Origin of the sequence: Paenibacillus sp. N3/727, from assembly GCF_022637315.1 — a bacterium.
Classification (GTDB): domain Bacteria; phylum Bacillota; class Bacilli; order Paenibacillales; family Paenibacillaceae; genus Paenibacillus_AQ; species Paenibacillus_AQ uliginis.
The window spans coordinates 4,998,447-5,014,892 of the sequence record NZ_CP093336.1 but is presented as its reverse complement, the minus strand read 5'-3'; the positions used below and the strand labels follow the sequence as shown (position 1 = coordinate 5,014,892).

15 protein-coding genes are annotated in these 16,446 nt (G+C 43.8%); 7 read left to right on the top strand and 8 right to left on the bottom strand.

Annotation, left to right across the window (positions count from 1 at the left end):
- Positions 1-11: 11 nt before the first annotated feature.
- Together MNQ98_RS23320 and MNQ98_RS23315 are read left to right on the top strand one after the other, a co-directional pair.
- Entirely contained in the window at positions 12-1,019 is a 1,008-nt protein-coding gene (locus MNQ98_RS23320; protein ID WP_241930384.1) for a hydroxyacid dehydrogenase, read from the top strand.
- A 67-nt stretch (positions 1,020-1,086) separates the two neighbouring features.
- Positions 1,087-2,262: a GNAT family N-acetyltransferase gene (locus MNQ98_RS23315; RefSeq protein WP_241930383.1), complete on the top strand. Its 1,176-nt coding sequence runs from the start codon at positions 1,087-1,089 to the stop codon at positions 2,260-2,262.
- 348 nt (positions 2,263-2,610) lie between these two features.
- Here MNQ98_RS23315 and MNQ98_RS23310 read toward each other — a convergent pair whose 3' ends face one another.
- Positions 2,611-4,917 (bottom strand): helix-turn-helix transcriptional regulator, encoded by a 2,307-nt coding sequence (locus tag MNQ98_RS23310; RefSeq protein ID WP_241930382.1) that lies wholly within the window; start codon positions 4,915-4,917, stop codon positions 2,611-2,613.
- A 243-nt stretch (positions 4,918-5,160) separates the two neighbouring features.
- On the opposite strand from MNQ98_RS23310, the gene MNQ98_RS23305 reads away from it, so the two are divergent.
- Positions 5,161-6,957: a S9 family peptidase gene (locus MNQ98_RS23305; RefSeq protein WP_241930381.1), complete on the top strand. Its 1,797-nt coding sequence runs from the start codon at positions 5,161-5,163 to the stop codon at positions 6,955-6,957.
- Between the two features lie 211 nt (positions 6,958-7,168).
- The gene (locus tag MNQ98_RS23300; protein WP_241930380.1) at positions 7,169-7,345 is read left to right on the top strand and encodes a GapA-binding peptide SR1P; all 177 of its coding nucleotides are present in this window, start codon (positions 7,169-7,171) and stop codon (positions 7,343-7,345) included.
- A gap of 259 nt (positions 7,346-7,604) precedes the next feature.
- On the opposite strand, the gene MNQ98_RS23295 is transcribed toward MNQ98_RS23300, so the two are convergent.
- Both MNQ98_RS23295 and MNQ98_RS23290 read right to left on the bottom strand, forming a co-directional pair.
- Positions 7,605-8,462 (bottom strand): DegV family protein, encoded by an 858-nt coding sequence (locus MNQ98_RS23295; protein ID WP_241930379.1) that lies wholly within the window; start codon positions 8,460-8,462, stop codon positions 7,605-7,607.
- A gap of 195 nt (positions 8,463-8,657) precedes the next feature.
- The gene (locus tag MNQ98_RS23290; RefSeq protein ID WP_241930378.1) at positions 8,658-9,578 is read right to left on the bottom strand and encodes a molecular chaperone DnaJ; all 921 of its coding nucleotides are present in this window, start codon (positions 9,576-9,578) and stop codon (positions 8,658-8,660) included.
- Positions 9,579-9,821: 243 nt separating this feature from the next.
- Here MNQ98_RS23290 and MNQ98_RS23285 point away from each other — a divergent pair, with 243 nt between their 5' ends.
- Complete coding sequence (locus tag MNQ98_RS23285; protein ID WP_241930377.1) at positions 9,822-10,418, top strand: YitT family protein; 597 nt, start codon at positions 9,822-9,824, stop codon at positions 10,416-10,418.
- A 176-nt stretch (positions 10,419-10,594) separates the two neighbouring features.
- On the opposite strand, the gene MNQ98_RS23280 is transcribed toward MNQ98_RS23285, so the two are convergent.
- The 3 genes from MNQ98_RS23280 to MNQ98_RS29940 form a co-directional block, all read right to left on the bottom strand.
- Positions 10,595-11,266, bottom strand: a complete 672-nt coding sequence (locus MNQ98_RS23280) for a bifunctional 2-keto-4-hydroxyglutarate aldolase/2-keto-3-deoxy-6-phosphogluconate aldolase (RefSeq protein ID WP_241930376.1) — start codon at positions 11,264-11,266, stop codon at positions 10,595-10,597.
- 51 nt (positions 11,267-11,317) lie between these two features.
- Positions 11,318-12,283, bottom strand: coding sequence for a sugar kinase (locus MNQ98_RS23275; protein ID WP_241930375.1), 966 nt, complete (start codon positions 12,281-12,283; stop codon positions 11,318-11,320).
- Between the two features lie 442 nt (positions 12,284-12,725).
- A complete protein-coding gene (locus MNQ98_RS29940; RefSeq protein WP_481856788.1) occupies positions 12,726-12,782 on the bottom strand; it encodes a hypothetical protein in 57 nt (18 codons plus the stop codon).
- Positions 12,783-13,077: 295 nt separating this feature from the next.
- On the opposite strand from MNQ98_RS29940, the gene MNQ98_RS23270 reads away from it, so the two are divergent.
- Together MNQ98_RS23270 and MNQ98_RS23265 are read left to right on the top strand one after the other, a co-directional pair.
- Positions 13,078-14,220 (top strand): GntR family transcriptional regulator, encoded by a 1,143-nt coding sequence (locus MNQ98_RS23270; protein WP_241930374.1) that lies wholly within the window; start codon positions 13,078-13,080, stop codon positions 14,218-14,220.
- A 116-nt stretch (positions 14,221-14,336) separates the two neighbouring features.
- Positions 14,337-15,413, top strand: coding sequence for a copper amine oxidase N-terminal domain-containing protein (locus tag MNQ98_RS23265; RefSeq protein ID WP_241930373.1), 1,077 nt, complete (start codon positions 14,337-14,339; stop codon positions 15,411-15,413).
- A 104-nt stretch (positions 15,414-15,517) separates the two neighbouring features.
- On the opposite strand, the gene MNQ98_RS23260 is transcribed toward MNQ98_RS23265, so the two are convergent.
- Together MNQ98_RS23260 and MNQ98_RS23255 are read right to left on the bottom strand one after the other, a co-directional pair.
- Positions 15,518-15,859: a hypothetical protein gene (locus tag MNQ98_RS23260; protein WP_241930372.1), complete on the bottom strand. Its 342-nt coding sequence runs from the start codon at positions 15,857-15,859 to the stop codon at positions 15,518-15,520.
- Between the two features lie 266 nt (positions 15,860-16,125).
- Positions 16,126-16,398: a hypothetical protein gene (locus MNQ98_RS23255; RefSeq protein WP_241930371.1), complete on the bottom strand. Its 273-nt coding sequence runs from the start codon at positions 16,396-16,398 to the stop codon at positions 16,126-16,128.
- Positions 16,399-16,446 lie beyond the last annotated feature (48 nt).

The window sequence follows — 16,446 nt, the reverse complement described above, 5'->3', positions numbered from 1 at the left end:
GTGGCCGTTCTATGGGACAATTGAAGATCCTTGTTACGATGCCAAAGAATCAAATCTTCTATACTTTTTTTAACGAAGATTTGATTCGGCAGCTGGAAGAAATCGGAGAAGTAATTTGGAATGAAAGCAGTACAACGCATTATACGAAGCAGGAAATTTGCGAAAAAATTAAAGATGTGGATATATGTGTGACAGACTGGGGTTCGCCGGTCCTTGATGAGGACGTGATGAGCTATGCTAATAAGCTGAGAATGGTTGCACATACCGGCGGCTCTGTAAGACCATATGTAACTGATGCCGTGTACGAAAAAGGGATCACGGTCATTAGCGGGAACGAAGTGTTCGCACAGTCGGTAGCCGAAAGTGTAATCGCCTATTCCTTGGCATCCCTACGGGATATTCCGCGGTTTTCCGGAGACCTGAAGAATGGCATTTGGCCGTCCGCCTATTATAACAAAGGGCTGCTGGACAGAACGGTTGGTATCGTAGGCTATGGAATGATCTCTAAAATGGTCGTGCAAATGCTTAAGCCGTTCAATGTGAAGATTAAGGTATTTTCCCGTCATATAGCTCAGGAGGAACTGGATAAGCACCAAATGGAAAAAGCCGATCTTCCGGAGATTTTCTCCACCTGTGATATCGTCTCGATTCATAGCGGTATGACCAAGGAGAACTATCATCTTATTACTGAGGATCTCCTGCGCTTAATGCCAGAAGGGTCCCTGCTCGTCAACACGGCCCGTGGTGCTGTTATTGATGAGCCTGCGCTTTGCCGTGTGTTGGCGGAAGGTAAGATCAACGCGGTACTCGATGTGTACGAGGTTGAGCCTCTGCCGCAAGGACATCCGCTGATGGGGTTTGATAATGCAATTTTGATGCCTCATATGGGAGGGCCGACGATAGACCGCCGTTTGGTTGTCGTTCAAGCACTTATTACGGATATGAGGCATTACCTGCAAGGCGAACCTTTGAAATGTGAAATAGATCAGGCTTATGCCGGTAAGATGTCCACGCATTAATACGACTATAGAAGTTGGAATGGGGAATGGCATGATTGCTGTCCAGTAATAACGGGGAGGAACAAGGGTGGAAATTTACAGTAAGGGGACGCTTGAAGACGCCCAGGATATTATTGATTTTGCAGATTACATATTCAGTAAGTCGGCAGCACCACATGATTTTGCTTCACTGATTCCGAAGCTGTATGGTGAAGGTCGGATGACGCAGCAGTACCACTACCTTGTGAAGGAAGACGGTAAAATTCGCGCGATGTTATGTGTTCTGCCGATTCATTTTAAAGTTGCGGGTATAGAGCTTAAGGTTGGCTGTGTAGGTACGGTATCTGTCCATCCGCGGGCAAGGGGAAAAGGATATATGCAGAAGCTGCTCACATTCGCATTGGATGAGATGAAAGCCGAAGGCTATGACTACAGTCTCTTGGGCGGACAAAGACAGCGCTATGAATACTTTGGATATGAGCCAGCAGGGGTGAAGCTGGACTTTACACTGACCAGTGATAATGTCCGGCACAAGTATAGAGGACTGGACGCGGATCATATTACTTTCGAAGAACTAACTGAGGCTTCGACTCTGTTGGATGATGTTTTTGATTTGTATCAAAAAGGGAAGGTGAGCGGAGCAAGGAACAAAGAGCAGTTCAGTGACCTGCTTCGGACGTGGAATGCCACGCCTTATGTTATCCTTCAGAACGGTATGTTTGCAGGCTATCTCAGCTTGTCCAAGGATAACGGTATGATCTATGAGATCGAGCTTACGGATATAGATCTCCTGCCTTCAGTTTCCAAATCGTTGATGGCTTACAAGGGCCTGCCAGATCTGCATTTCACGCTTCCTGCCTATGACAAGGACAAAATTAGACGACTCGGCAGCGTTTGTGATATGTACAAAGTTGGATATCAGCACAATTATAACATGTTCAAATATTCACCGGTTATAGAGGCGTATATGAAGTGTAAAGCGTTAGAGAGTAGGCTCCAAGACGGAAGGTTCGTATTGCGGATAGAGAGTGGGGAAACCGTAGACATTCAAGTGCGTAGCGGAGAAGTCATAGTTGAACATATTGACGGAGAGAATGGTGATGTTCAACCGGACGCCATTCTATCGGCGAGTGAAGCAACGGCTCTGTTATTCTCACCGCTTAGTTCGTATGCCGGATTTTCAGCTGAGGACGAGAGCCAGCCGAACTGTCCGCAAGGTTGGTTTCCGCTCCCGTTATTTACACCGCCGCAGGATTGCTGCTGATAAGGATTGAAATACAACAAAGAAGATATCCCGGAAGTAGATTTTTAAATCTCAGAAATAGAGATACCTCTCAAAAAAACGACAAGCAGGACACCCGAGGATTCATCCTTAGGTGTCCTGCTTGTTTTTTGTGATCCATGGTGTACTTCTTGAAGAAATTTCTCAGTTATCCAAACACGCTTGGTAAGTAGGGTGGTAAACGTGACAGCCTCCGTCGGGATTGGCGGCAGTAAACAGCTGTTTGTCTAGTTGGATTACCGTTTCACTGACAATGTGAATGAGACGATTTATCGTGATATCATTTTTCAAATCTTTTGATCAGCACGAAGCGTCTTACAAGAGACAAAGCTATTCTTTTGCTTTGCACTTCAACCGGTAATCGCCAGGCGTCATGCCTTCGTACTTCTTGAACAGACGAATAATGCCGGCTTCACTGGCATAGCCCAGGCGAGAGGCGATTTCACGCACGGGCAGATCTGTAGATTGCAGTAATTCCTTGGCGATATTTAGCTTCAACTTGGCAATGTAATCCTTAACATTCTCCTGCTTGTACTTCTTGAACACATTAGAGATATACTGCGGTGTAACTTCAAACTCCTGGGACAGCATATTCAGATCCAGCCAGGTTTCACCGGCATGTTGATTAATGTATTCGGCGATCCGGTTAACAAGTTTCTCTGTTTTGCTTACGTTTTTATTTTCCGAGAGCACGGATATTTTGTCAATCGTTTCCATGAATCTGCGTTTGGCGACCTCCATAGAGGAGTGCTGAATCATCTCTTCAATGACACGTTCGTTGGTGGATGGAACTTCTCCTTTGGCTACCAGGAAGAAGTTCATTACCTTCATTAAAGTGGAGGCAACTTCATACAAAAGAAGTTTTGCCGCACCGACTCCGATATTTTTGGAAATGTTAACTTCAAAAATATTGTCCAGAAACTGTTTGGCCTGCTCATAATGACCACTCTTCAGTAAGTTGATGAGCTGATGCTCACTTTCCATGGAATAAAAATAATCAAAGCTCAGGTTTCCTAAATCCTCAAAGCCCATAGTTTCGTAATCATCCCGCAATTTGCTATGTTCCAGGGCTTTTTTAGCCTCATCAAAGCATTCGGGTATGTTTTTCAGCTCTGAATATGCCGTGCTCAGACCGACATTTAGATTCAAATGATAATGTCTGTACGTAAAGTGGATTAGCGCATTCGCCTGCTCTCTGGCGATGGACACGGCTTCAGCCGAATCAAAGTCATCCCTCAATTGGATAAGAAACATAGATTGGTTACGCCCCAAATCCAGGAAATAACAAGTGAAATGCTTCTTCATAAGTTCACAGCTAACGTTTTCCGCTACGACACGTGCGAGGGAAAGATTTTTCTCGGATAAATTGGTATTGTCCATAAAGAACGGACTGTCCATGTCAATCTCCAATGAGCCGATCAGGTACGTATTGGAAGTGAACTCGATACCGATGGACGATAACTGCTGAGCTACATCATCGTAGTTCGTCACCATCCCCCGGATCAGATGCAGCAAATAATCACGCCGGACAATCGGAAGCTGTTTTTCGATAATTTCGTTCAGTTCCTTATCATTCTGAATCTGGTCCACAATCGTATTTTTAATATTCTCGTACTCATTTTTTCCGCTTACCGAGGTTTGAGCATGAATTTGTATGAGCTCATTGATTTCCTTCAGCGGTTTGTAGCTTCGTTTTGCCAAGTAGCGGACAACGATAAGACCAGCCACTAAATAAATTAAGAAAATCGCGATAAAGTTCATCAAGTAGTTGAGATTTTCTTTAAAGTACAGGCTCTTTGGCGTCGAAGCAATATACTTCCAGCCATTTTTCTCGGATACGATTTTATTCAAAATTTCACGACGAGATTCTGTCATTTTATCAAAGCTATCGAGTTTTTGGATATTTAGCGTTGGCGCGTCCGGAGAGCTTAGGATAAGACGGTCTTTCTCGTCAAGCACATAAATATTTGAGTTTGTGACCTGATGCACTTGATTAATTAATGAGAACATATTACTAGCATCCATTAGAAAAATGACTTGTCCTAGTGGCTCCGATTGGGCATTCATCGGAAAAGACTGGATGTAAGGAAGTACATCCACTATATTGCTCTCGTATTGATTCATTTTTTGAATAGGCATGTATTCTTGAAAATGATAACCATGCAAATAATCTTCATTGAAGGTTTCATAATCTAAATCTACAAACTGATACATCAGATCAAAAAATTTCTGGGCTTTCATTTTTATTGTAGGCGTTATGATTTCATCCGTGGAGTTGATGTAAACAAAATAGTCAAATAGAAAATCGCGGGGCTTTTGCTTGCTGGACATATCTTTCATCAGCTCAGCATAGCTGTAGGATGGAACGCCTTTGGCCACCTGTTCGAGTTTGGAATTAAATACAATCGCGTTGCTCAGTTCTTTTATATAGGATATATCGTCTTCAATATCAGACTTGAGTTGGCCAAGTAAAGTAACTGTCGACAGCTCGGTCTGCATCGTGATTTGTTTATTTATTTTGGCGTAATAGACGAAGGCGCTGGAAAGTGTAAGAATTAGGATAGAGACATATGACAAGACGAAAATGGTATAGACGCTGTTTTTCTTTTTTGTTTTTTTCTTGTTGTAAGGTAACAATGGCCACACGTCCTAGTCTCGTCATTTTTAATAGAAGCTTTTTAAGCTTATCATTCAGTGTAAGCCTTTTCAATTGTACTTGACAGGAATTTTCCATACAACTGAAGAATTAGATGAGATCATCCCACAGTTTGATTTATTTACCAAGTTCGATGCTTTATAATTAGATCTATCTGTAGGATAGCGGACACATTAATTATCCTTCGGACAATAAATTAGTTGTGAACAGGGGAGGCGTTGTCGATGATTCAATTTCCGAAACCGGATGTAGAACAGTTCTTTCAAACGTATGTTATTCGTTCCTTCGGAGTCCATGCGGATGAGTCGCGTTTGGTGTTCAGCAGCAGCTTGAACGGCAAATTTAACTTATGGGCTATCGATATGAACGGGGAAACATCGTATCCTTATCCACTCACTTATAACGACCAGATCTGCAGCTTTATTAAACTGGATCCAGAGGGACGTCATATTTTAACGGCATTTGACCGCGACGGGAATGAAAACTATCAATTTCATGCGCTTCGCTGGAACGGCGGCGATCCGATGCCATTGTTTGAAGGGGCCTCGCCAGAGGATAAGCACTACTTCGTCCATTTATCGGAGGATGGGAAACGGCTGTATTACTGTACTTCCAAGGACAATCCGTCTTATATGAATTCATGCGTGTATGACCTGGAATCGAAGCAGAATAAGCTCTTGATCGAAGGGAAGGATACGACAACCGAACTGGTTGCGGTAAGTCCTGACGAGAAAAGTGTTGTGTATAGTAAAATGTACGCCAATACATATTATTTAAGTTTTGTGAGTCGTGAAGGCGAGGATGATCAGTGTCTGACTCCTTCACCGGAACAGGTTCATACTGCTGGGGATGTCATCTTCCTGGATAATGATACCCTGTTGTTCGCGACCAACTTTGACTCGGAATTTACTTATATTGCGAAGTATGATATTCCTAATAAAGAATTTATGCCGCTCCGTCATATTGATCGGGAGAGCGTCAGTTTGATGCGATATCATAAAGATTCGAATACGGTCTACGTTGTCACTGAAAAGGGAGTTGAGGATAAGCTGTATGCTTATTCACTGGACAGTGGCGAACTGACGCCAATTCCGCTTCCATCTGATATCGTTGAGCAGCTTACAGTAGCAAAATCGGGCAATCTGTATCTTCTGGCCCGCGGAGCGGTTAAGCCATTTAATATCTATCGCTACCAGGATGGAACATGGAAAATGCTCACTCGAAATGTCATGACCGGATTGACCGAAGAAGATTTGGTATCTCCCGATGTCATTACATATCAATCGTTTGATGGTATGGAAATTGAAGCCATGTTGTTCCGTGCTAAGGAGCATCTGGCAAATGGTTATACGGTGTTCTGGCCTCACGGCGGGCCTCAGGCAGCTGAACGAAAGCAGTTCCGCGCTTTGTTCCAGTACATTATCGCACAAGGTTATAACATCTTCTGTCCGAATTTCCGTGGAAGCACCGGGTACGGAAGTTCTTTTGTGAAGTTGGTAGAACAGGATTGGGGAGAAGGTCCGCGCAAGGATTGCCTGGCTGGCATGGACTGGTTGTTCGAGCAGGGGATATCCAGTCGTGAGAAGCTGTTCGTTATGGGCGGCAGCTATGGCGGCTACATGACACTGCTGCTGGCAGGACGTAATCCGGAATATTTCCGAGCAGCTATCGATATTGTAGGTGTCAGCAATTTGTTTACATTCTACAATTCAGTACCGGAAAACTGGAAGCCGATTATGGAGCAATGGATCGGGGATCCGGAGCGGGACCGTGAACGGTTTATCAAGGATTCGCCAATTACGTATCTGGATAACATGGTTAATCCAATGCTTATCATTCAGGGGGCTAATGATCCCCGGGTTGTAAAGGAAGAATCGGATCAGATCGTTGAAGCCCTCCGGGCCAAGGGCCGTGATGTGGAATATCTTGTGTTTGAGGATGAAGGTCACGGAATTACGAAGAAAGCTAATGAGAAAATCGGGTATGCGCGCATGGTTGAGTTCCTTAACCGCTGCCAATAGGTCCTTAGTTAGATTTAATTGTTAAATAATTTACGGTAGGCCAAGAGATGTCATTTTCTCGGCCTGCCGTTTTATTTAGTACATGAATCAATTTTACTTTTTGCTCATAAGTTGATTTTTACGACAATACACTATGCTTAGAAGGTCTGAGCAAGATCCTGACAATCGGCTGTCCGGAAGGAACGAAAGCGAAAAACTGAGGAGGAATAAGATGAAAACGCTCACAAACCTGGTGACTGGGAATGCAGACAATAGCAAGGACATGGGGCTGATCATATGCTCTGGTTGCGATGAGTTGATTGACACTTTGCCGACGGATGGTGTGAAGATCATTCATAGCCAGTGCGGTAGGGATGAGTGCAGGGGGACATTTCCTAAGGATTTGTGAGCGAAAGTAATGGTTCGTTATTAACAATTTTTTGACTGGATCTGTAAAGGGTCCAGTTTTTTTTATGTGAATGTCATCTTAAGGCAAGACTTATTTACCTCTCAGGTTATTTAGCCGATATAGCAGTGGAAAATACCAAAGGAGATACAACCGTTAACTTGGCGAATCTCTCAACAACCGGACGTATAATAAAACGGCAGTTCTGCAGGCTTTCGCCACAGTAGACTGCCGTTTACTTTAATGAGAACTAGAGCGCGTATCAGCTTGGTTTCTTGGTATACATAAGTCCAACTGTATGTGGACCGCAGTGACTGCTAATTACGCAGCCTGCAGTGGAGATACTGACTTGTCTTGCCCCTGTCTTTTCTTGAAGAGCTTTTTTTAGCATGAGTGCTTCCGATTCAGCCATAGTATGTACAACGACAATAAGGTCGTTATCCATATCTTGAACGCGATCCAGCGCATTACTCAACATCTGTTCCAAAGCTTTCTCTTTCTTGCCCCGAACTTTATAAGCAGGTATCATGCCGCCGTTAACAACCTTAATAACAGGTCTGATCTTCAGTAAACTTCCAATCACATTTTGCATGCCGGAGCAGCGTCCACCCTTATACAAGTAATCAAGTGTATCAATGACAAATTCGCATTCCACTTGATCCGTATAGCTGTTTACCAGATCCACGATTTGCGGAATCGTAGAACCTTCTTTAGCAGCATGGACCGCTTTCATAACCAGAAGTCCGATCCCGCAGGAGAGGTTGCGCGAATCAATCACGGTTACCCGACCTGATGGCAGCTCTTCAGATGCGATGACGGCATTTTGATAAGTAGAGGACAGCTCTGATGAAAGGCTCAAGAATAATATGTCGTCTCCCTGCTCGATAAACGGAGAAAATGCAGCAATAAAATCAGAAGGCGACGGTGCAGCAGTCTTCGGCAGGCTACCTGTTTCTTCAACCTTGGCATATAGCTCTAAAGGTGTAATGTCCACTCCGTCCCGGAGAGAATCTTCCCCAAACACAACATATAGCGGTACGATGCCGATGTCGTATTCTTCAATCCACGATGACGGTAAGTCACAGGTGCTGTCAGCGAATATTTTTATTTTACCAGACATGAACATCTCCCTTTAACTCTTTTAAATTCCTTTTATTATATCAAGGTTAGGTTTGTTTTCAAAGGATAGAAATAGACCCGTCCAAAAGTTCCAACAGTTCTGTACATTACAGCGACCGGACCCGAACATCTTATCTGAAAAAGCCCCGTTTAGAGGCAGATATCCTCATCACGGGGCTTAAGCTTATTCATCCTTCTATTGATTTGTCTTCGCTGCTTCCAAATAGGTTTTAATAAAAGCTAATGCATTGGTTTCTTTCTCGGACCCGCCACGAATTCCGGCTATCATTTCTGTTTTGGCTAAGGGCAGAGCTTCAGCGAGGGGACTGTTCATGATATCCACCGCGTACACTTTCTCAGCAGTTTCTTCTTCCAGTTTGGTCTTTACTAGCATATCGGGGGTGACCAGTGACTTGAGCTCGCCCTCAAGTTCCGGTTCCAGACTTCGCGCAATGCCTTGATTGCCGACCCAGTTAAAGGCTGTCTTATCCATAATATACAAATCCGGACGCTCGGTAGTTAGCATAAGCATTGCTTTTTGGAGAAGGGCGACATCATTTGGTGAACCGGAGTCCATTGGAGGAACATACGTGATGTTAACCTGTACCCTTTTCCACTCTGGGAACTGTGCCAAAATGGCATCCTCAATCGGCTTGTAGTCCTGGCCACCGTCTGGGGTCATATAAGAGCCCAAAAACATGACGGATAGATCTACCGGCGGTAGTTTGGCAAGCCGTTCCTGCTCGGCTCGGTGGTTGAAAATACTAATGATTGCATAAATGATAATACCGAGGATAACGAGCCCGCCAAGTACATGGTATCTATAGTAGCGAAAGAAATGTTCCGTCTTCTCCGCAGTTCCTGCCATGCCTTTAAATTTGCCATATTTCTTGCGGCTTATTTCTTCCAGGGAATTGCGTTTTTCCTCATCCAAAATATAATTATATGCCCGTGTTACTTCTGTGAAACGTTCTTCTACTTCATCAGCCTTATCCGGATCCCGTCTTTGCTCGGAACGGGACTGTCGCATGAGCAGGGTATATCGGTCATCAAGTTCTTCTCTGGTTGCTGTTTTCGGAAGTCCCAGCTTCTCAAACGCTTCTTTCATCTGATCCATGAGTATGTCACCTCTTCATATACTGTGAGAGTTTCTTAGTTACCAGTATATAGTGTAACGGCCTCATGATACAAACGATTTAACATAGTACATAGATACTCAGTTCCTGATTTATTTGTGCGATTACAAAACTATTTAAATAGGACCATTTTGGATTTTTTTTCTATTTAAATCTGACATGGAGTACAGTTTTTACTCAGACAAGCATATGAATAGACATTCCTACTTTTGGAGCTGTTCATTATGCAGTCTATTATCAAGTATTTTATTATCATTATCGGAAGTATTTTGATCGCCGCCGGGACGAACTTCTTCCTCGTTCCGTACAAGGTGCTTGATGGTGGGGTCATCGGCATCGCGCTGATCACCAATTATTTGTTCGATTTGCACATTGGCTTTGTTATTATACTGTGCAGCATCCCTATGTTCATGGCTGCTTGGCTATTAAACCGTGCCATCTTTTACAACAGTTTGACGGGAATGTTGATCTCCTCTTTTGTTATTGACCTGTTGTCCCCATTACAGCCTATTTTTCATCCATACTTAGATTGGGGCTCCATTCCCAGTGCTTCGGCCGGCGGTTTTTTGATCGGGACGGGGCTCGGCATCATGCTGCGATTTGAGACAAGCACGGGAGGAACAGATTTGCTCGCCCATTTTCTCGCCCGACGCATTCCCTTAAATGTGGGAGTCATTATTTTATTGATGGATGCCATCATTATCGGAATTGGTGGACTTCTTCTGTCTGGGAGTACGTTTGTTCTATCGATCTTCACGATCATTTCAGGTGGAATAGCTACAGGTCTATGCACAATGAAAAGATGGTCCAGAAAAAAATAAAAAAACCGCAGTGTGCGACATTCACATATAGGATGCGCTCTGCGGTTTTTTCAAAATATAAGAAAGTATAAATTGCATATTGCATACTTGGCTTATATTTCTCGAAGAAACGCGATCGCCCGTTAAATAAGGACGCCGAAGGTGTTTCTTCTTGTGTATTTACTATGATAAATGCATTATTTCAGATTTGCCTTAGCTTCATAGAAGGCGCGCATGTAAGCCTGAGCTTTCTCGGAGATCAGATTGTAGTCTCCCGCCTTGACGGCTTCCTTGGTTAAATCGGAACCAATGCCGACGGCAAAGGCGCCTGCTTGTACCCATTCAGCCAAATTATCCAAGCTTACACCGCCAGATGGCATAACATTAGCTTGTGGCAGAGGACCCCGCAGAGAAGGAATTACAGATGGAGAGAAGAGGTTTCCTGGGAACAGCTTGACCACATCAACACCAAGCTCCAGCGCAGCTAAAATATCGTTTACAGTAAAAGTTCCCGGCATTACCGGCACCCGATATCGGTTACAGAGAATAATGGTCTCCTTATCTAAGCCTGGAGAAACAATAAATTCAGCGCCAGCCAGAATGGCAAGTCTTGCTGTCTCGGAATCGAGAACTGTACCGGCTCCGATAATGGCGTAATTGTCCGCACTCGGATCGGCTGATGAGTACTTTTTGGACAACGCTGTAATGGCTTCCATAGCAAATGGCACCGTCAGCGTGATTTCCATAATCTTAATTCCGCCTTCGATGGCCTTTTCCGCCATTCTGACGACCTCTTCTGGCGAATCGCCGCGAAGAACCGCAATAACACCAGCCTCATGGATTTGTTGGATAAGCTTCATTTTTTTCATTCTGTTCACTCCTAGTCGAATTGTCTACAACTGTGTCTGCTGCTTACAAAACTATCGCTCAATATGCTCTGTGTTTCCGCGTCGAAGCTCGACTTCTTCCCAGGTTGGAAGTGCTTCCCAATCGCCGGGTGCTTGAATGACAAGAGAGCCTGTTAATCCGCCTAAACGGATGGATTCCTCGAGAGAATAGCCTTTGGAAAGTCCCGCGAGAAAACCGGCACAAAATCCATCGCCTGCCCCAACGGTATCTACAACCTCATCCACCTTGTCAAATGGAACCGAATGGACACCGTCCTCTCGAACGATAATATTGTTACCGTGAAAGCTTTTAACAACGGTTACAGCTTTAAGCTGACGGAGATTTTGGAGTATCTTATCATCGTCATCCGTCTGATACAAGAGTTTGCATTCATCGTGGCCCGGAAGGAAATAATCACACGATTGTGCCAGCTCCAACAGAACGGGACGGGCTTGTTCGATACTCCAGAGCTTCAGGCGGAGATTGGGATCAAAGCTGATCTGCACACCATTCTCCTTACACAGGGAGATCACGTGACGAATGGTATCGAGACAGCTTTGGCTCAGGGCAGCCGTAATCCCTGTGAAATGAACGATTCGTGCCTGGGCAATATAAGCAGCATCGACTTGATCAGGAGTCAGCCTGCTTGCTGCAGAGCCTGCACGGTAATAATAAACGGATGATTTTCCTCTGACGGACTCTCGTAACATCAGGCCTGTCGGAGCATTACCAGTATATCGAACCCTGGATACATCTACGCCCTCCCCACGAAGCGTCTTCACAATTCCTTCTGCAATCGGATCTTGTCCCAGTTGTCCGAACCATCCTACTGGACAGCCTAATCTTGCAAGGCCAATGGCCAGATTGCTCTCTGCTCCTCCGAATGATTGGGCCATGGTACCGCCTTGTCCAATCCCCCGAGGGCCTTCTGGATATAATAGTCCCATGGACTCTCCGAAAGTGATGACATCATAGGGACGTTGTGTTTCAGTGGTCATAAACAGGCTGCCTCCTCATACTTACTTATGTACATTTATCACTTTACCTCGCGGTAGTAGATAACTCAATGAAAAAAAGCGCTTTCGGATAAAAGATAATTTATTGACACTGTCTCTAACTTAATATAGGAAAAAATGACTTGTTTTAGAAATATCTTTTGATGAATAATTTATTGGTAGACATATTGCATCAGCTGTTAAGTGAAGTTAAACCTTTACTGCAGCAAAAAAAGAAATAAGGACAGTTATAATTGCAATTTGTGGGGAATAGGATATTTTTGTGTACCGAATTGGGGTCATCCATTTGGGCAGCAGACAGTCCATTGCAAAAGGAGCCGGTGGCAGCCGGCTCCGGTGACAACAGCCAGCGGGACGGGGCGGATTATGGTTAAAGTGCTTCAATCAGCCGATAAGAAATAGGACCATTCAAGAAGGGAAGGATCTATTTCTTATTATGGAAAGCAAGCATCGATACAACCAAGGTGGCGAACGAAATCATCAAAGTTAACGCTTCATTCACGCCCATAGATTTCACCTCCTTTTCTTCCGCCCACTTGTCAGCTGGTATTGTAATATATAATATGCCAAATGCTTACATAAAAAGAACTAATTATAGGAAGCGCTTTCACGATTTATTCATAAATATTTGAAAATATCGTCAAATTGAGCAGTTATATAAAAATTTAAAACAGCTGAAAACGTAGAAGCTTGTATCTATCAACGGGACAGGTGTCTTTTTCATGTGATATTATAGATGTCACTGATATTGATAGGAAGGCAGGCATGAGCATCACATGAACACAAGATCAGGCAAGTTGTTTGAACAAATGAAGGACCAGGTACTGAACATTATCTTGGAGAGCGGATTAAAACCTCATGACCCGTTACCCTCCGAGGGAGAGCTAGCGGATCGCTTTGGAGTCAGTCGAATGACCGGGAAGCTGGCACTTCAAGCGTTGCAGGAGGAAGGAATCGTGTATCGTCTTCCGAGAAGAGGAACCTTTCTGGCGGATGTGGAACTGGAAGAGTTGAGACAATCCGCAGGTATGAAACTGGCGTATGACTCCAAGCATCCCCGGCGTACCGGTCATTATATTGCTCTGATTGTACCTTCGATCGATGATTATGTCGGTAGCATCATAACTTCTGTCGAACTGGCAGCAAAGGAACAGGGGTTCGAAGTAGTCATCAAAGTTACGGGGGATGAAGCGGCTGAGGCTAAGGCTGTCCGAAGTCTTTCCCGCCAATCCGATATAACCGGCATCCTGCTGTTTCCGGTCGATAGAAAAATATGTGGCGATCATCTTCTCCGTCTGAAGCTTCAGAAATACCCGATCGTTATTCTGGACCGTCAATTCAATGAAATTGGCTTTGATAGTGTAAGCCACGACCATTACCGCGGTGCCTATGATATGACTTCACATCTGCTGCGTACCGGTCACCGGGAAATCGGGTTTATTACGAGTCATATGAACAAGGTTAGAAGTCGGGAGGAGCGCTATCAAGGATACATAGACGCTCTGCTGGAATGGAAAGTGGAGATACATGCAGATCGGATGCTTTTTATGGAAGTCAATGAGACAGGACTAACGGGAGTAACAGCCAAGCAGACCGCTATTCAAACGTTTCTTAACACAGACTGTAAGCTTACAGCTGTATTTTGCTCGGATGATTTTCTTGCGATGTCCACGTTGAATGCCGCGCTGAGTCTTGGATTCAAACTGCCCGAACAGCTGTCGATTGCCGGATTCTCTAACCATAGCGTGCTGCAGTATGCTCAGTTACGAATGACCACTGTCGGCCAGCCAATGAATGATTTTGGCAGCTCAGCCGTCCGCTTGGTTATGGATCGTTTGGATAATCCGGATGGTGATCCAGTAACCATTAGGCTAAAAACAGAACTAATGACGAGTGATTCTACCATGTCTGTAATTTGATAAGTAATCTCTATAAATCAATTTGTAATAATGTCCATTTGTTAACCCTTTTTCCTAGTGGATCAGCTATGATAGAAATATTAACACTAGGGATATAAGAAGGGAATTTTATATATATGAAAAAATTACTGGGCTCATTTATTGCCGCTGCTTTAATTTCATCGGTCATTCACATATCAGACAGCTCATCTGCTGTTTCTGCTGCATCTTCTGCCGTATTGTCGCTTCGGACTGATGAGCAGATCGTTGAGCTGGATACAGATCCTGTAATTAAGAATGGAAACCCTTTCCTACCGGTCTATATGCTAAGAGAATGGTCGGGAATGAAGCTAAAATGGGATCAGAAGAGCAGAAGCATAACGGTCTGGTCAGATGGCGAACGGTATGTAATGAAGAACGGAAGCAGGACAGTAGTCAACGGAGAAAAGAAAATTACCCTCGACACAGCTGTTTATATTGTTCATGGTCGAGCTATGATTCCAGCCTCGCTGCTGGAGCAGATTACGGGTGCTGAAGTGGAATGGGACAAGGATCTTCAAGCGATTATGGTGAAGTCCAATGGAAAAAGGCCGATTGCAGTGGCGGACAATCGGCCCGATGTAAAGCTTTTTGGGATGGATGAGAAGGACGGTGTTTTTGAAGGACTTGTATTGGAAGCAGCAGGTAAACGCCATAAGTATAATTGGGAGACACCGTTAAGTTGGAAGGATGTACCCCAGATGACGGTGGAGGACCTGAATAAAGATGGTAAATCAGAAGTTGTGGTTATCCTGAATCAAGGCTCGGGAACCGGGCTGCATGTGCAGGAAATTCATGTGGTCAATCCTGTAAACTTCAAGGAGATACCTGTTGAGTCTCTGGAAGACACGATTAAGAAACGGGTTTCAACCCAGCTGAAAAAAGATGGCGACATGCTTCATGTGACTGTTGATATTAAAGGCTCGCAGAACAATGTGAACATGCATATTCCGGATTTTGATTATGTGGATCAGACCGAGATGGGATTCGGCGCTGTGATGTACTATGCTGTTGAGAATAACAAGCTGGTACTACGTACAGGCGGTAACGTTTCATTTAGTGCATTTATCGGCGATTTAGAAATCACTTATGGTTTCAATAACGGACAATATGTAGCAGAAAAGGTACAGTTTATTCCGTTTGAGGAATACAAACAGTACATACAAGAGCAATAAATTGTAAGCGGATAGAAAGAGCTGTCCTTCAATCCTTAGTCTTCATACGGACAGCTCTTTGTACAATTTGTCGAGCCTTTGAGAGACATCGGGATTAAGAAAATTTATTTTTTTTCGATAAACGGTTCATAACCCTTTGCTCTAATCGCTGTAACCAGCTCTGGGCTCATGCCGAAATTTGATGTTTCATTCGTTTTGTAATTCACGCTAATATTGAAATTTTGTTCTTTATTTCCGATCACAGTTCCTTCTAATATAACCTCGTGAGCTACATATGAAGGAAGCATCTCGGCTTTCGTAAATTCGACATCCAGCTCATACTTATTTTTTAAATGCTTGATGGCGGTAGCTTTGGCCTGCTCAATGATTTCTTGGTCTTTAGCGTTTTTAGTGATATTTTTACTGATAATTTGTTGGCATTCTCCCAGCAGAAAAATGATGACCATGAAAAAAAGTAGGTTCATGATTGTTCTGGACTTTATTTTAATTATAACCAGCTCCTTTTCCTTGTTGTTGTAAAAAGTGTAGCAATCTGCCCCAGAGGTGCACAAATAAGAGGTATACAACTTTAGATATTCGTTGAAAAAGACAAACAAGAAAGAAGATGAGCCCAAACGAGTTAAGGAGTCATCTTCTGACAGTGCAATTTTTCTTTGTTCTTTTTATATCATTCATCTATTGATTTATGTTTTCTTTATTTAATACAGGTCAGTCACGATATGCCGTCTACTTGCCTCATGTGTTGAACATATCGAACCAGTTCCATTTTTTGCTGTTCGATCTCATGGATCCTGCGTGACATATCTTCAAAAAAAGTTTCGATCTGGTTCCTGACCACATTCGCTGAATGTCCCTTCCAATCGTGCAGTCGGTCGTATAGTGTTCTGGCTTCCTGTACATCTGTACGCATGCCTGCAAGTAGACCTGACAATTCTCGTTCCGCCTGCAGCAGGTCGTTCAGTTCTAGAAGAATTTCCCCGTTCAAATCTGACTCCTCCCCCGATTGTTATATATACTCTGTTATCTGTCGCAA

What these genes read in the sequence shown, in the direction of transcription:
- MNQ98_RS23320 (WP_241930384.1), top strand. Translation starts at nt 12, where the DNA reads ATGGGACAATTGAAGATCCTTGTTACGATGCCAAAGAATCAAATCTTC.
- MNQ98_RS23305 (WP_241930381.1), top strand. Translation starts at nt 5,161, where the DNA reads ATGATTCAATTTCCGAAACCGGATGTAGAACAGTTCTTTCAAACGTAT.
- MNQ98_RS23300 (WP_241930380.1), top strand. Translation starts at nt 7,169, where the DNA reads ATGAAAACGCTCACAAACCTGGTGACTGGGAATGCAGACAATAGCAAG.
- MNQ98_RS23295 (WP_241930379.1), bottom strand. Translation starts at nt 8,462, where the DNA reads ATGTCTGGTAAAATAAAAATATTCGCTGACAGCACCTGTGACTTACCG.
- MNQ98_RS23290 (WP_241930378.1), bottom strand. Translation starts at nt 9,578, where the DNA reads ATGGATCAGATGAAAGAAGCGTTTGAGAAGCTGGGACTTCCGAAAACA.
- MNQ98_RS23285 (WP_241930377.1), top strand. Translation starts at nt 9,822, where the DNA reads ATGCAGTCTATTATCAAGTATTTTATTATCATTATCGGAAGTATTTTG.
- MNQ98_RS23280 (WP_241930376.1), bottom strand. Translation starts at nt 11,266, where the DNA reads ATGAAAAAAATGAAGCTTATCCAACAAATCCATGAGGCTGGTGTTATT.
- MNQ98_RS23275 (WP_241930375.1), bottom strand. Translation starts at nt 12,283, where the DNA reads ATGACCACTGAAACACAACGTCCCTATGATGTCATCACTTTCGGAGAG.
- MNQ98_RS23270 (WP_241930374.1), top strand. Translation starts at nt 13,078, where the DNA reads ATGAACACAAGATCAGGCAAGTTGTTTGAACAAATGAAGGACCAGGTA.
- MNQ98_RS23265 (WP_241930373.1), top strand. Translation starts at nt 14,337, where the DNA reads ATGAAAAAATTACTGGGCTCATTTATTGCCGCTGCTTTAATTTCATCG.
- MNQ98_RS23260 (WP_241930372.1), bottom strand. Translation starts at nt 15,859, where the DNA reads ATGGTCATCATTTTTCTGCTGGGAGAATGCCAACAAATTATCAGTAAA.